The sequence below is a fragment of the Streptomyces scabiei 87.22 genome (genome assembly GCF_000091305.1).
Taxonomy (GTDB): Bacteria; Actinomycetota; Actinomycetes; order Streptomycetales; family Streptomycetaceae; genus Streptomyces; species Streptomyces scabiei.
The window spans coordinates 7,020,101-7,034,525 of record NC_013929.1 but is presented as its reverse complement, the minus strand read 5'-3'; the positions used below and the strand labels follow the sequence as shown (position 1 = coordinate 7,034,525).

At 71.5% G+C, this 14,425-nt stretch carries 10 protein-coding genes; 6 read left to right on the top strand and 4 right to left on the bottom strand.

Going from position 1 to position 14,425, the window contains the following annotated elements; all coding sequences use genetic code 11:
* Nucleotides 1-18: 18 nt before the first annotated feature.
* On the bottom strand, nt 19-933 hold the full coding sequence (locus tag SCAB_RS30295; RefSeq protein WP_013003916.1) for a DUF4231 domain-containing protein: 915 nt from the start codon (nt 931-933) through the stop codon (nt 19-21).
* Nucleotides 934-1,164: 231 nt separating this feature from the next.
* On the opposite strand from SCAB_RS30295, the gene fxsA reads away from it, so the two are divergent.
* The 5 genes from fxsA to fxsT all read left to right on the top strand — a co-directional run bounded on the left by fxsA (nt 1,165) and on the right by fxsT (nt 9,739).
* Nucleotides 1,165-1,344, top strand: a complete 180-nt coding sequence (fxsA, locus tag SCAB_RS30290) for an FxSxx-COOH cyclophane-containing RiPP peptide (protein WP_037725135.1) — start codon at nt 1,165-1,167, stop codon at nt 1,342-1,344.
* Nucleotides 1,345-1,441: 97 nt separating this feature from the next.
* The gene (fxsBH, locus tag SCAB_RS30285) at nt 1,442-3,598 is read left to right on the top strand and encodes a radical SAM/SPASM protein FxsBH, inactivated beta-hydroxylase extension form (protein WP_037725134.1); all 2,157 of its coding nucleotides are present in this window, start codon (nt 1,442-1,444) and stop codon (nt 3,596-3,598) included.
* Nucleotides 3,591-4,364, top strand: a complete 774-nt coding sequence (locus SCAB_RS30280; protein ID WP_013003913.1) for an AAC(3) family N-acetyltransferase — start codon at nt 3,591-3,593, stop codon at nt 4,362-4,364. Before fxsBH ends, SCAB_RS30280 begins: the two co-directional genes overlap by 8 nt.
* Before the next feature lie 96 nt (nt 4,365-4,460).
* Entirely contained in the window at nt 4,461-5,792 is a 1,332-nt protein-coding gene (locus SCAB_RS30275) for a TIR-like protein FxsC (RefSeq protein WP_013003912.1), read from the top strand.
* Nucleotides 5,789-9,739: an FxSxx-COOH system tetratricopeptide repeat protein gene (gene fxsT, locus SCAB_RS30270; RefSeq protein WP_013003911.1), complete on the top strand. Its 3,951-nt coding sequence runs from the start codon at nt 5,789-5,791 to the stop codon at nt 9,737-9,739. Before SCAB_RS30275 ends, fxsT begins: the two co-directional genes overlap by 4 nt.
* A gap of 202 nt (nt 9,740-9,941) precedes the next feature.
* On the opposite strand, the gene SCAB_RS30265 is transcribed toward fxsT, so the two are convergent.
* On the bottom strand, nt 9,942-10,844 hold the full coding sequence (locus SCAB_RS30265) for an alpha/beta fold hydrolase (protein ID WP_013003910.1): 903 nt from the start codon (nt 10,842-10,844) through the stop codon (nt 9,942-9,944).
* A 252-nt stretch (nt 10,845-11,096) separates the two neighbouring features.
* Between SCAB_RS30265 and kstD the strand changes: the two genes are divergently transcribed.
* Nucleotides 11,097-12,896: a 3-oxosteroid 1-dehydrogenase gene (gene kstD / locus SCAB_RS30260; protein ID WP_049875792.1), complete on the top strand. Its 1,800-nt coding sequence runs from the start codon at nt 11,097-11,099 to the stop codon at nt 12,894-12,896.
* Here kstD and SCAB_RS47850 read toward each other — a convergent pair.
* Both SCAB_RS47850 and SCAB_RS30250 read right to left on the bottom strand, forming a co-directional pair.
* Nucleotides 12,893-13,357, bottom strand: a complete 465-nt coding sequence (locus SCAB_RS47850; RefSeq protein ID WP_013003908.1) for a GNAT family N-acetyltransferase — start codon at nt 13,355-13,357, stop codon at nt 12,893-12,895. The genes kstD and SCAB_RS47850 overlap by 4 nt on opposite strands.
* Nucleotides 13,354-14,403 (bottom strand): cyclase family protein, encoded by a 1,050-nt coding sequence (locus SCAB_RS30250; protein ID WP_013003907.1) that lies wholly within the window; start codon nt 14,401-14,403, stop codon nt 13,354-13,356. The genes SCAB_RS47850 and SCAB_RS30250 overlap by 4 nt, the downstream gene beginning before the upstream one ends.
* Nucleotides 14,404-14,425: the final 22 nt, after the last annotated feature.

Genomic DNA, 14,425 nt, shown 5'->3' with positions numbered 1-14,425 from the left:
GGCGCCTCCACCGCACCTTCAGGTCCCGAACCGCACCAGCCAGTCCGTGTGCTGGGGCGAGACCACCCGCTCCGCCTCCGCGACCGCGTCGGCCCAGCCGTCCTCCCCGACCGTCGTGCCCATGGCGACGCGCAGGGTGTCCAGATCCTGTTCGACGAGCTTGTGCGCGTATGTCAGCGGCCGGTGCCGCCGGACCTCCTGCCAGGCCACGCCCGCCGCGGCGGCGGCGCTCAGCAGGCCGGTCGGGTCCCAGCGGCCGTCGATCGCCCCCAGGGCCCGCAACACGGCGGTGACCAGCGCCAGCAGCGTCAGGATCGTCGTCATGCCCGACCATCGCACGGACGAGCGGTGCGCGTCCCCGGCCTTGTTGCCGTACCAGGTGAGCTGTTCCGAGACGCGGTCGCGGAGGTAGATGTCGCGGCGGGCGGCGAACGGCTTGGCCCGCACCGCCCGCATCATCGGGGTGATCTGTCCGAGTCCGAGTTCGGTGACGCCCTCGCGGGGGTCGTCCCAGCCCACCTTGCGCAGTTCGCTGAGCCGTTCCTCCAGCCGCTCGGCGAACATCGCCTCGGGGTTGACGAGCCGTGAGGGGAACGGCCCGCCGTGCACCATGAACTGCCAGGCCAGCGACTTGACCACCTCGGCCGCCGCCCGGTGCGCCTGCCACTGCACCCGGGCGCGGCGCCGGGAGGCGTAGAACCCGATCCCCATCGTCAGGGCGTAGAGCACGGCCGCCACGGCCGACGGCACCCGGCTGCCCACCCGCTCGGCCAGGGAGGCGGTCGCGGTGGCGAGCAGCAGCACGAGCAGTTGCACACGGACCACCTTGAAGGATTCCCCCTGATGGGTCACCGCCTTCTCGTCGCACACATGGAACAACGGGGACAGATCTCGATCACTCACCGTGGTGCTGGGGCCGGGCGTCGCAGCCATGCACACCTCGTACGGATGCCGAAGTCGACGGAATGGTCATGCTCTCGTCAATCTCGAATTACCGCCAGAGCGCCACCCCCTCATATCGCGCAGCGAACACCTGCTGACGCATGATAGAAACGCGCAAGTCTGTACTCTGTCGTCCCCCTCTCACGTCCGAGCCTCGACCAAAAGGACCTCGTCGGCAAGGGACCGATGACAGCGTCCCTTTTTTCGAACTGGAGCGACGAGATGAACCTTTCCTTCACCAAGACGACGCGTGGAACGGACACCACCCGGTCGGCCCACAAGAGGCTCGCCCCGCTCGCGACGGTCGCCGCACACGAGCCCCGCACCCAGCGCTCCACGGGGCGTGTGACGGACGCTCGCGACCTGCGCCTCGCCAGGCAGGGTTTCACCTCCAGCATCTGATGCGGGCCGACCGGGGCCTCAACCTCCTTTTTGATCAAGGAAGTTGGGCCCCGTCGTCATGTCTTCCCGCCGGAGCGCGAGGGCTTACACTGCCGAAGTGAGGGACCCCGCGATCCAGCAACTGGTGCTCAAGATCCACAGCCGGTGCGACCTGGCGTGCGACCACTGTTATGTGTATGAGGCATCCGACCAGTCGTGGCGCACACGGCCGACCGTCATCGCCGAGGAAACCCTCGTTCAGGTGGCCCGTCGTCTCACCGAGTACGTGTGCGCGAGAAATCTTCCGTCCGTCACGGTCATTCTGCACGGCGGTGAGCCTCTCCTCGCCGGTCCGGCCCGGCTGGAACGAATCTGTGCGGAACTCACCCGCGCTCTCACCCCGGTCACCGCCCTCGATCTGCGAATTCACACCAACGCGGTGCGGCTGAACGAAAACCACTTGCGGATCTTCGACGAATTCCGGGTCAAGATCGGGATCTCGCTCGACGGCGACCGCGTCGCCAACGACCGGCACCGGCTCGACCACCGGGGCCGCAGCAGCTACGACCGGGTCCTGCGAGCGATCGAACTCCTGCGCCTGCCCGAGTACCGGCACCTGTACCAGGGACTGCTGTGCACCGTGGACGTCGCCAACGACCCGGTCGCCGTGCACGACGCCCTGACGTCCCTCGGTCCTCCCCGGATCGACTACCTGCTCCCGCACTCCACCTGGGACACCCCTCCGCCCGGCCATGGGCCCGGCGCACCGGCCACCCCGTACGCCGACTGGCTGCTGAAGGTCTTCGACCGGTGGGAGGAGCAGGGGCGCCCCATGCCGGTGCGCACCTTCGAGTCGGTGCTCAGCACCCTGCGCGGCGGCCCCAGCCTCACCGAGGCGCTGGGCCTCGCCCCCTCCGATCTGGCGGTCATCGAGACCGACGGCACCTTCGAACAGGCCGACTCGCTGAAGACGGCGTACGCGGGCGCCCCCGCCACGGGCTACGACGTCTTCCGGCACGGGTTCGCCGAGTTCGCCGAGCATCCCGGCGTCCGGGCCCGCCAGCTCGGCCTCGCCGGAGTCAGCGAGACCTGCCGGCGCTGCCCGGTCGTGGAGTCCTGCGGCGGCGGCCTCTACGCCCACCGCTACAGCGGCGAGAAGGGCTTCGACAATCCCTCGGTGTTCTGCGCCGACCTCCGGGCCCTGGTGGAGGGGATCGCCGAGCGGATCACCGAGCGCGCGCTCCACCCCGCGGTCACCGACGCCGAGGAACTGAGGCTGGCACAGCTGCGGTTGGACCGGGACCTGCTGGCCCGGGTCAACGCCCGGCATGAGGGCGCCCCCGACTGGGACGCGGCCTGGCGGGCGCTGCTCCGGCTGGACGCCGACGGCTCCACCGCGACGCACCTCAACACCGTCCTCGCCCACCCGTACCTGCGTGCCGTGCTGCGCGGCTGCCTGGACGGACCCGCGGACCTCCCCCGGCTGATGGCGGCGGTCACCGCGGCGCTCGTGTCGGCGAACGCGGAGGCGACCCTTTCCTGGTGGCAGCCCGGCCCCGACCTCCATCTCCCGACCCTCGGCACACTGCGGCTCTCGGGCCCCGGACGGGTCGAGTGCCTGATCACGGCGGACGGCCTGGAGGTGCGCGCCACGGGCGAGGGCGGCACGGAACTCGCCGTCGCATGGCGGCCGCTCACGACGGTGGAACTCACCGAAGGGCCGGCGCTGCTCGTGGACGACGCCGATCCGTTCCGCGACCGCTTCGAGGCACCGGTCGCGGACCCCCTGTCCCCGAGCGACCTGGAGCTCTTCGCCAAGCGGCTGCGCGCGGCCCACGAGGCGCTGGACGCGCGGGAGCCGGGCTGGCGCAAGGGCGCCGACGCGCTCGTCGCCACCACGGTCACCCCGCTCGCCCCGGGCTCGGGCCTGCGGCTCGGCACACACGCGTTCGGCGCGCTCGGCGTGGCCGTCGACTTCGAGCCCGACGCGTTCCCGCGGCAGCTCCCGCTCCTGGGGCGCAGAGCCAGGCTCGCCGCGCTGCGGGAGGTCACCGATCTCAGCGTGCCGGGCAGTGCCGCCGAACGGCTGCTCGACGAGGCCAGTGAGTGCGCGGGACACCTCGCCGCGGCGCCGCACGACGCCGCCGAACCGCTGCGCAGCCGGGCACGGGAGGCCCTGGACACACTCGTCCGCTCCTCGGGACACCACCTCACGTCGAGCGGCCTCCACCTGGTCGGGGAACTGCGTAGGGAACTGGCGGTGATGGATGGCTGAGGCGGCCCGGCTGCGCGACATGCTCGTCGACATCGGGGTCCGGCCCGGTGGTGTCCTCATGGTCCACTCGTCCTTGCGCGGCACCGGATGGAGCCCCACCGAGGTACGCAACGCCCTGCTGGACACGCTCGGCCCCGACGGCACGCTCGTCGTGCCCGCGTTCACCGCGGAGAACTCCGACACCTCCCCCGCCTACCTCAGCCGTACCGAGGGGATGACCGAGCGGGAGAAGGCCGAGTTCCGCGCGTCGATGCCACCCTTCGAGCCGAACGCCACTCCCTGCCCCGCCATGGGCGCCCTCGCCGAGTGCGTGCGCACCACCCCCGGGGCGGTGCGCAGCGCGCACCCGCAGACCTCCTTCGCCGCGATCGGGTGCCGCGCCGAGGAGCTGCTCGACGACCACGATCCGCACTGCCACCTCGGTGAGCGGTCCCCGCTGGCGGCGCTGTACCGGGCCGACGCCCAGGTCCTGCTGCTGCGGGTCGGGTTCGAGGTGTGCACCGCCTTCCATCTCGCCGAGTACCGGATGACCCCGCCGCCGCCCACCCGCACGTACCGCTGCGTGGTGGAGGACAAGGGCAACTGGATCGAGTACCGGGATCTCTCCCTGGACGACGGCGACTTCGGCACGATCGGCGCGCGCCTACCGCATGTTTTGTTCACGGAAAGGGAGTTCGCGGGAAAACCGACGTTTGCGTTCGGAATGCGCGATGCTGTTGACACGGCACAGCATCTGATGTCCGGATATCGCTCTGAAATGACGTGAACCGAGCCATGTGCCAGGGGTGCTGATCGGGCACATTGTTGGTTCCGGCTGGAGGGCGCCTGGGCGGGGGCACGAGGCATCGAAAGGCGGGGGCGTGTGGACACATCTGCGCGGGGGCGGGCTCCGGACAATCGGCCGTACTTCTTCCTCAGTTACGCGCACACCCCGCCCTCGGGTCCCGACAGCGGCGATCCCGACCACTGGGTGCATCTGCTCTACAAGGATCTGTGCGCGGACGTCCTCGCCCTCACCGCTCATCCGCGGGGGACGCCCGCGGGATTCCTGGACCGGGAGATGCGGTCCGGAGAGGGCTGGCCGGACCGGCTCAGTGACAATCTCGCGCACTGCCGGGTGTTCGTCCCGTTGTACTCACCGCGCTATTTCGCCAGCGACAACTGCGGGCGCGAGTGGTTCGCCTTCGACGAGCGCATCCGCGAGGCCCGCAACGCGGGCCTCGGCGACATCCCGGCCATCGTCCCGGTCCTGTGGACGAGCATGGACCTGGAGAACCTCCCCGAGTCGGTGCGACAGATCCAGGTCGAGCGCTCCAAGTTCGGTGAGCGCTACGCGTCGTACGGCATCTACGGGCTGATCAAGCTCAAGCGGTTACGGGACGAGTACGAGGAGATCGTGTTCGGTCTCGCCCAGCGGATCGTGCAGGTCGCCGAGAACACGCCGCTGCCGTCGAGCCGGCCCCGGCCCTACGAGTCGACACACAGCGCGTTCCGGCCGCACGGCGAGGGGCCGCGCCGTATCCACCTCACCGTGGTGGCGCCCAGCCGGGGTTCGGTGCCGGAGGGCCGGGACGCCGTTCCGTACGGCGAGGACGCCACGGAGTGGAACCCGTACCACAGCGAGTCCCGGCGCCCGCTCTCCGCGCTGGCCGAGGAGCTGATCCGGTCGCTCGACTACCGGATCACCGTGTCGGACTTCGACCTTCCGGACCCCGGCACCGACGTCCTCACCACGGCCGAGCCCGAGGCCGACGGGACCGGGCAGCAGCCCGAGCCCCATCCGGGGATCCTCCTGCTCGACCGCTGGGCGCTGCTCGACCGGGAACGGCGCCACCGGCTCAAGACGTTCGACTCGGCCGCCCACCCCTGGGTCGGCGCGATCGTTCCCTGGAACCGTCTCGACCTCCAGTGCCGCGGCGAACAGGGCGAGCGGCTGCGGGAGCAACTGGAGGACACGCTGCCGGTGATCCTGGAGCGAGGCCGGCGGGCCAAGTGCTGGGCGGCGGTCAACGGCGTACCGACACTCAAGCAGTTCACCGAGATCCTGCCGGTGGTCGTGGCCCAGGCGACCCGGCAGTTCCTCAGACACGCCGAGGCCCACCCGCCCCCCGGCCCGGTGACACCGAGGCCCCGGCTGAGCCTCGCCGATCCGGCCCACCCCGATGCGGATTCCGACCACGGAGGAGAAGCATGACGGCCCGTAAGGACGGACGCATCATCACCTTCTACTCGTACAAGGGGGGTACGGGCCGCACGATGGCCCTGGCCAACACGGCCTGGATCCTGGCCGCCAACGGCAAGCGGGTGCTCGCCGTCGACTGGGACCTGGAGGCACCGGGTCTCGACCGCTTCTTCCAGCCCTTCCTCGACCAGAGCGTGCTGGCCTCCACCACCGGCGTCCTCGACATGATCACCGAGTACTGCTGGGCCGCGACCACCGGCGGACCGCGCACCGGCCCCTGGCACCGGGAGTTCGCCCGCGTCGAGCAGCACGCCGTGTCCCTCGGCCCCGAGCGGCTCGGGCTGTCCTTCCCCGAGGGCGGCTCGCTCGACTTCCTGTCGGCCGGCCGGCGCAACCGGGAGTACTCGGCGACCGTGTCGTCGTTCGAGTGGGACAACTTCTACGAACGGCTCGGCGGCGGCCAGTTCCTGGACGCCCTGCGCGAGGACATGAAGGCGGCCTACGACTACGTCCTCATCGACAGCCGCACGGGGCTGTCGGACAGTGCGGACATCTGCACCATCCAGATGCCCGACGTGCTCGTCGACTGCTTCACCCTCAGCGGTCAGTCCCTCGACGGGGCCGCTGCGGTGGCCCGCAGCGTCGAGGGCGGCCAGCACAAGCGGCGGATCAGGGTGCTGCCGGTGCTGATGCGGATCGACGAGGGCGAGAAGAGGAAGGTCGACGCGGGCCGGGCCCTGGCCCGGCTGCGGTTCGAGGGCCTGCCGCGAGGCTCGGACGGCGAGGCACTCGGCTCCGAACAGCAGGACGCCTACTGGGGCGCGATGGAGATCCCCTACGTCCCGTTCTACGCGTACGAGGAGACGCTCGCGACCGTCGGCGACAAGAGCAACATCGCCAACTCCCTGCTGTCCGCCTTCGAACGGCTGACGAAGGTGATCTCCGACGGCGAGGTCACCGCGCTGCCGCCGGTGCCCGAACCGGTGCGGCAGCGCTGTCTGGAGGCGTTCACCCGACGGCAGCCGATGACGGACATCGTCCTCGTGTACGCGGCGGAGAACCGGATGTGGGCGGACTGGGTCGAGGCCGTCCTCAGACAGACCGGCTGCAACGTCACCCTGCACGACGTGTCCACCGGGCCGCCGGAGCGCCTGGACCCCACCTCGCGCGCCCTCCTGCTGCTGTCCCACGCCTTCCAGAAGTCCCGGCACGCACCGGCGGTCTGGCGCTCCCTGGCCGACACCGCCCTGGCGGTGCCGCGTGCCACCATGGTGCCGCTGCGCGTGGACGAGGTCCGCCTGCCCGACGTGTACGTCGACCACGAACCGGTGGACCTGTACCGGTTCGACGCCGCCCAGTGCGTCTCCGCCCTGCTCGGCGCGCTGAAGCTGCCGGAGCGGCCCGACGACCTCGGCGCCGTGGATCCCCGCTTCCCGGGGAGCGCCCCCGCCGTGTGGAACGCCCCGCAGCGCAACGCCACCTTCACCGGCCGCAGCCGTATCCTCGACGAGCTGCGCGAGCAGTTGCGGAGCGGGGTGTCGGCCGTGGGGAGTCAGCCCAAGACACTGTTCGGCCTCGGCGGCGTCGGCAAGACACAGGTCGCGCTGGAGTACGTGCACCGCTTCATGGCCGACTACGACCTGGTGTGGTGGATCTCCGCCGAGCACGGCGACGGCGTCACCTCCGCCCTCGCCGAACTCGGGGCCCGGATCCACGCGCCCGGCGGCGACGACATGACGCTGGTCAGCCAGGAGACGGTACGGATGCTCGCCGAGGGCGTGCCGACCAAGCGCTGGATCCTGGTCTTCGACAACGCCGACAGCCCCGAGGAACTGACCCGGTTCTTCCCGCAGGGCGGCGGCGGGCACATCCTCGTCACCTCCCGCAACCAGACCTGGGAGCAGCGGGGCGCCTCGCTGCCCGTCGACGTCTTCCCGCGGCCCGACAGCGTCGAACACCTCTCCCGGCGCGCACCCGGGCTGAGCGCCGAGGAGGCCGACCGTGTGGCGGAGGCGGTCGGCGACCTGCCGCTGGCCGTGGAACAGGCGGGGGCCTGGCTCGCCGAGACCGCCACGCCCATCGAGGAGTATCTGCGGCAGCTGAACGAACAGACCACCGGTGTCCTCGATCTCAACCAGCCCCCCGACTATCCCGAGACCGTGGCGGCGACCTGGAACATCTCCATCGCCCGGCTGCGGGAACGCTCCCCCGCCTCGGTGCGGCTGCTCCAGCTGTGCGCCTTCATGGCCCCCGAGCCGATCTCCTCCCACCTGCTCTACAGCCGGGAGATGCTCGACGAGCTGAAGAAGGTCGACCCGAGCCTCCAGGAGAGCCTGATGCTGGGCCGGGTCATCCGGGAGATCGGCCGCTTCGCCCTGGCCAAGGTCGACCAGGCCAGCACCAGCATCCAGGTCCATCGGCTGGTGCAGGCCGTGATCCGCTCCCGGCTCGACGAGGAGGAACAGCGGCGGGCCCGGCACGTGGTCCACACGATGCTCGTCGGTGCGCGTCCGCCCGGGGACGAGCCCATCGACGACGCCGAGACCTGGCCCCGGTTCGCCATCATCTGGCCGCACCTGAACGCCTCGGAGCTGCGCGACTGCCACGAGGTCGAGCCGCGCAGGCTGCTCATCGACCGGGTCCGTTACCTGTGGAAGCGCGGCGACTTCCCCGGTGCGCGGAAGCTGGCCGAGGATCTGCTGGGGTACTGGAAGGAGACGCTCGGCGAGGAGGACATGCAGTACATGTACCTGCACGGGCAGCTCGCCAACGTGCTGCGGACGCAGGGACGGTTCGTGGAGGCCCGCGACATCGACGAGGAGGTGCGCGACCGGCAGCTGAGGGTGCTCGGCCCCACCCATCCGCACACCTACGTCACCACCTCCAGCCTCGCCAGCGACCTCGCCGCCCTGGGCGAGTACACGAAGGCCGTGAAGCTGGCCCGCGAGGCCCATCAGGGATTCAGCCAGATCTTCCACGAGTCGCACGGCCGGACGCTCAACGCCGCGAACAACCTCGCGCTCGCCCTGCGCATGGTCGGTCACTACGACGAGGCCCGCGACGTCGACCAGGACACCTACACCCGCCGCCGGGAGGTCCTCGGTCCCGACCACCCCTACACGCTGATCTCGGCCCAGGGGCTCGGCCGCGATCTGCGGGAGGTCGGCCGGTACACCGACTCGGTGGCGGTGCTGTCCGAGGCGTACGAGACCCACAAGCGGATTCTCGGCAAGGACTTCCCCGGCACGCTCAGCTGTGCCAAGTCGCTCGCCGTGTCGCTGCGGCGGGCGGGCCAGTTCGTGGACGCGCACCGGCTGACCCGGGCGACGCTGACGCAGTACCGGACGCAGTACACCAGGGACAAGTTCCCCGAGCCGATCCCCGACTCGCTCGCCTGCGAGCTGAACCTGGCGGCCGACCTGTACGCCGCCGACGAGCCCGACCGGGCGCGGGAGACCGTCAGGAGTGTGCTGGAGCACTATGTGAAGGTGCCGGGCAGGGAGCACCCGTACACCCAGGCCGCGCTCAACAACCTCGGCATCTATCTGTGGGCCTGCGGTGACTCCGAGGAGGCCGAGGAGGTGTTCCAGCAGGTGACGGAACGTATGGCGGCGACCCTGGGCGACGAGCACCCCCACACCCTGTTCGCCCGCGCCAACCACGCCAACGTGCTGGCGGAGAAGGGACGGCCGGAGGAGGCGTGGGCCCTGGAGGAGCCGGCCCGCAACGTCCTGCGGTCCGTCCTCGGTCCCCAGCATCCCGAGACGCTCGCCGTCGTCAGCAACTCCGCGCTGACACTGCGCTCCCTGGGCCGGGAGGAGGAGGCTCAGCGCCTGCGCGAGGCGACCCTCTCCGAGCTGCGCCGGCTCGGTCAGAAGCTGGGCGAGGGCAACGGGATCACCCGCCTGGTGGGGCAGCGGCGGCGGGTGTACCGGGACCTGGAGCCGCTGGCGGTGTGAGGGGCACGTGAGCGGGTGGGGGTACCGATACGCCGGCGGGTGCGGGTCCGTCGTGGCTGGTCGCGCGGTTCCCCGCGCCCCTTGAAAGCTCCGGGCGCGCCCCCTGCCTTCAAGGGGCGCGGGGCTGTGTCGATATGCGGCTCCGCCGCGTGGGCGCGACCAACCCCCACCGGACCCGCGGCCAAAAGAACAACCCCTCCGCTCAAGCCGCCGCAGGCTCCGTGGCGACAAGGAGCCAGCTCAACACGTCCGGCAGAGCCCGGATCGCGGCGAAGTGGGCGGCGGCCGGTTCGTAGACGGTGAGCGCGCCGGGGATGCGGTCGGCGAGCCAGGAGGAGTGGGCGGAGGGGGTGAAGACGTCCTTGCCGGCGTGCCAGAGCAGGACGGGCACCTTGATCTCCGCCGGGTCGAACCCCCAGGGGCCGGTCAGCGCGAGCGCGTCGTCGATCCAGCCGTACGGAGAGGTCCGCAGCGCCTCGTGGTAGTTGCGCAGCAGCATCGACCGGATGCCGTCGTCCGAGACGATCGCCCGGTCCTCGTCCGTGAGGTCGCCGCGCAGTTCGTCGAGCAGGCGGGCGGGGTCGGACCGGATGGCGGCCGACCGGGGGATGAGCTGGGCCACGAAGGCGCGGGGGTCGGTGAGCACGGAACGGAACTCGCGGACGTTGTGCGGGGCCATGCCCGCGAACCAGTCGAGTCCCTCCGCGTCCTGGGGCGCGAGGGTCACCAGCGCCGCCGCCCTGGTCACCCGGTGCGGCAGCAGGGCGGCGCAGGCCAGCGCGTGCGGTGCCCCGCCGGACCGGCCGACGACCGCGAAGCGGTCCAGTCCCAGGGCGTCGGCGACCACCTCGACGTCCGCCACGGCGTCCGCGACCCGCCGGCCCTGCCTCCGGTCCGATCCGCCGTACCCGGGGCGGTCGTAACTGATCAGCCGGGCGCCGCGGTGGTAGAGGAAGATGGACCGGGGCCTGGGACCCACCCTGCTCCCCGGCATCCCGTGCAGCAGGAACACCGGCCGTCCGTCCGGATCCCCCGCGCACTCGATCCGCAACCGCCGCCCGTCGGCCGTCCGGACATGGTCCGGCGTCCGTACGAGGTCATGCACAGCGTCCCCCTCCCTCGGTCCGGACGGACCGGGACCACGCTGCCGGAAGATTTCCCGCGCGCCTACCCCGCGAAACGAATATGCAGGTCAAATGGGGCCTAAGCAAACGCATCTGATGATGCGTCAGTAAAACTCTTGACTTCACCACCCCTTCCCGTCAGATTCGAGGCTCCGCACACCGCCCGGGGCGCACGGAACCGTCGCCTCCGGGGCGGCACGGCCACCGTCCCTTCGTGAGGCTGGAGCGTCGGCATGTCCAAGAGCGCGGATCCCGGGAGACGTACGGGGGCGGAGGCCGGCCCCAGTCGGCGGCGGGTGCTCGGCACGGCGGCGGGGGCGGGGATCGCCGTCGCGGCCGGCGGGGCCGTGGGGAGTCCGGCCGTCGCAGCCGCCCCTCCCCTGCTCGGCACCTACGACGTGGTCGTCGTCGGCTCCGGGGCGGCCGGGATGACCGCCGCGCTCACGGCCGCCAAGCAGGGCCTGAGTTGTGTCGTCGTGGAGAAGGCGCCGACCTTCGGGGGGTCGGCGGCGCGCTCGGGGGCCGGGATCTGGCTGCCCAACAACAGTGTGATCAAGGCCGCCGGGGTGCCGGACACGCCGGCCAAGGCGGCCCAGTACCTCGCGGCCGTGGTCGGGGACGAGGTCCCCGCCGACCGGCAGAAGGCGTTCCTCGACCACGGGCCCGCCATGCTGTCGTTCGTCATGGCCAACAGCCCGCTCCGGTTCCGGTGGATGGAGGGGTACAGCGACTACTACCCGGAGCTGCCGGGCGGGTTGCCGAACGGACGGTCCATCGAGCCGGACCAGTTCGACGGGAACCTGCTGGGCGAGGAGCTGGCCCGGCTGAATCCCGCGTATCTGGCGACGCCGGCCGGGATGGTGGTGTTCAGCGCCGACTACAAGTGGCTCGCGCTGACCACGGTGAGCGCGAAGGGGCTGGCCGTCGCCACCGAGTGCCTCGCGCGGGGCACGAAGGCCGCGCTGCTCGGACAGAAGCCGCTCACCATGGGGCAGGCGCTGGCGGGCGGGCTGCGGACCGGGCTGCTCCGCGCCGACGTCCCGGTGTGGCTCAACACCCCGCTGACCGAACTGCACACGGAGAACGGGGCCGTGACCGGTGTGGTCGTCAGCCGGAACGGCTCCCCCGGACTCGTCCGTGCCCGGCGCGGCGTCATCGTCGGCTCCGGCGGCTTCGAGCACAACGCGGCCATGCGGGCGCAGTACCAGGAGCAGCCCGTGGGGACGCGGTGGACGGTGGGCGCGAAGGAGAACACCGGGGACGGGATCCGGGCCGGGCAGCGGGCCGGTGCCGATCTCGCGCTCATGGACGACGCCTGGTGGGGGCCCGCCATCGACACCCCGGGCCAGGCATGGTTCTGTCTCGCCGAACGCACCCTGCCCGGTGGGCTGCTGGTCAACGGGGCCGGGGCACGGTTCGTCAACGAGGCGGGGCCGTACAGCGATGTCGTCCACACCATGTACGAGAAGGACACCTCGTCCGCCTCGCACATCCCGGCCTGGCTGATCGTCGACCAGAACTACCGCAACCGGTACCTGTTCAAGGACATCCTGCCGACCTTCCCGTTCCCGGACGAGTGGTACGACGCCGGGGCCGCTCACAAGGCGTGGACGATCGACGCGCTGGCCGGCGCGATCGGTGTCCCCGCCGCCGCCCTGCGTTCCACCGTCGACCGCTTCAACTCCCTTGCCCGGCACGGGGACGACCCGGACTTCGGGCGGGGCGACAGCGCGTACGACCACTACTACACGGACCCGTCCGTACGCCCGAACTCCTGTCTGGCGCCCCTGTGGCTGCCGCCCTACTACGCCCTGCGCATCGTGCCGGGCGATCTCGGTACCAAGGGCGGCCTCCTCACCGACGCCCGGGCCCGCGTGCTGCGCCCGAACGGCTCGGTGATCGCCGGGCTGTACGCGGCGGGCAACGCCAGCGCCGCCGTGATGGGCCGCAGTTACGCGGGCGCGGGGTCGACGATCGGGCCCGCCATGACGTTCGGGTACGTGGCCGCGATGGACATCGCGGGGAAGCTCTAGGAGGCCCGCGTCCCGTCGAGGCGGAGGTCGATGTACGGGATCGTGTCGCCGTCGAGCAGATAGCGCTCGGTCTCCACGAAGCCGTGCCCGAGCGCGAACCGCAGACCGTCCTCGTTCGACGCCAGGACGCAGGTCTCGATCACCCGGGCGTCCCGTTCCCGTGCCCGCCGCAGTGCCCGCTCGTACAGCCGCTCGCCGAAGCCGCGCCCGCGGTGTTCGGCGAGCACGCGCGCGATGACCACGGCCGTCGCCGTGTCCCCGTCGGGCGGGCGGACGGTGGAGTTGCCGACGAGGACGCCGTCGGCGTACGCGAGCTCCAGGTCGTTGCGCCGGGCCCGCTGCCGGACGTCGTCGAGCGAGAGCGGGTGCGGGGGGATGATGATGTTGTGGACGTACCGCCAGGCTTCGAGTTCCTCGTCGCTCGCGGTGGCGTCCACGCGCCTGATGTCGAGATCGGTCACCCGGCCAGCCCAGGGCCCGGTCCGGCCTGCGCGGGGTCCGTGCCGGAGGCGTCGTCCAGCACCGCGTAGGCCCGTACCGGGAAGGTGCCCATGCCCTCGACGGCCGGGGGCGCCGCGTGGAACCGGAAGCCCCGCGGCGGCAGTTGCTCCAGGCCCCGCAGGTGCTCCACCACGGGGATGCCGGCGGCGAGCAGGCCGGTGTGGGCGGGGCGGGTGCCGTCGTCGGTGTCGTCGATGTTGAGGGAGTCGATGCCGACGAGGGCGGCGCCCTGTTCGGTCAGCAGGGCGACGGCGTCGGCGGTGAGATAGGGGTGGCCGTGTCCGTAGCGGTCCGTGCCCCAGTGCCGGTCCCAGCCGGTGTGGATCAGCACGGCCCGCCCGGAGACGTCGTACGGCAGCAGCGCCTCGCGCCCGACGGCCCGGCTCCCGGTGTCCTGGACGCGGACGACCACGCCGTCGAGGTCGGCGAACGTGCCGATCGGCAGTCCGGCGAGGTCGTGTCCGCCGCCGAAGCGGTGGAAGGGGCTGTCGATGTAGGTGCCGGTGTTGGACACCATCGAGATACGGCCGATGGCGAACTCGGTGCCGGGCGCGTACACCGCGCGGGACGCCTCCCGGGTCAGGTGCTCGCCGATCTCCGGGCCGGGCAGCCCGGGGTAGGTGGTCATGCCGTGCCGGATGGTGTGGCTGAGGTCGACGACCCGGCGGCCGCCCGCCTCCCGCAGGGACGTCCCCGCCGCGCCGGCGGTGCCCGGCACACCCCGCGAGCCCTTGTGCGGCTCCCGGACCGCTTCCCGGCCGGTGACCCGCACCTCGTCGACCATGAGCAGCCCGAGATGCCGGACGAACAGCTCGGCCAGTGCGCCGTCGCCGATCTCCGGGTCCGGGACGTCCAGCAGGAAGCCCCGGGTCTGCAGCCCGCCGCCGTTGCCGAAGGTCACCTCGGCGTCGAACCGGATCCGCCACTGCTCGCCGCCCGCGCTCCGGCCGTCGTCCCCGTGCCGTGCGCCGCCGTTCCCGTTCCGGTCCTCGCTGTGCTCGCTCATGACCTCATCTTCTCTGCAGTGT

What these genes read in the sequence shown, in the direction of transcription:
- SCAB_RS30295 (WP_013003916.1), bottom strand. Translation starts at nt 933, where the DNA reads ATGGCTGCGACGCCCGGCCCCAGCACCACGGTGAGTGATCGAGATCTG.
- fxsA (WP_037725135.1), top strand. Translation starts at nt 1,165, where the DNA reads ATGAACCTTTCCTTCACCAAGACGACGCGTGGAACGGACACCACCCGG.
- SCAB_RS30280 (WP_013003913.1), top strand. Translation starts at nt 3,591, where the DNA reads ATGGCTGAGGCGGCCCGGCTGCGCGACATGCTCGTCGACATCGGGGTC.
- fxsT (WP_013003911.1), top strand. Translation starts at nt 5,789, where the DNA reads ATGACGGCCCGTAAGGACGGACGCATCATCACCTTCTACTCGTACAAG.
- kstD (WP_049875792.1), top strand. Translation starts at nt 11,097, where the DNA reads ATGTCCAAGAGCGCGGATCCCGGGAGACGTACGGGGGCGGAGGCCGGC.
- SCAB_RS30250 (WP_013003907.1), bottom strand. Translation starts at nt 14,403, where the DNA reads ATGAGCGAGCACAGCGAGGACCGGAACGGGAACGGCGGCGCACGGCAC.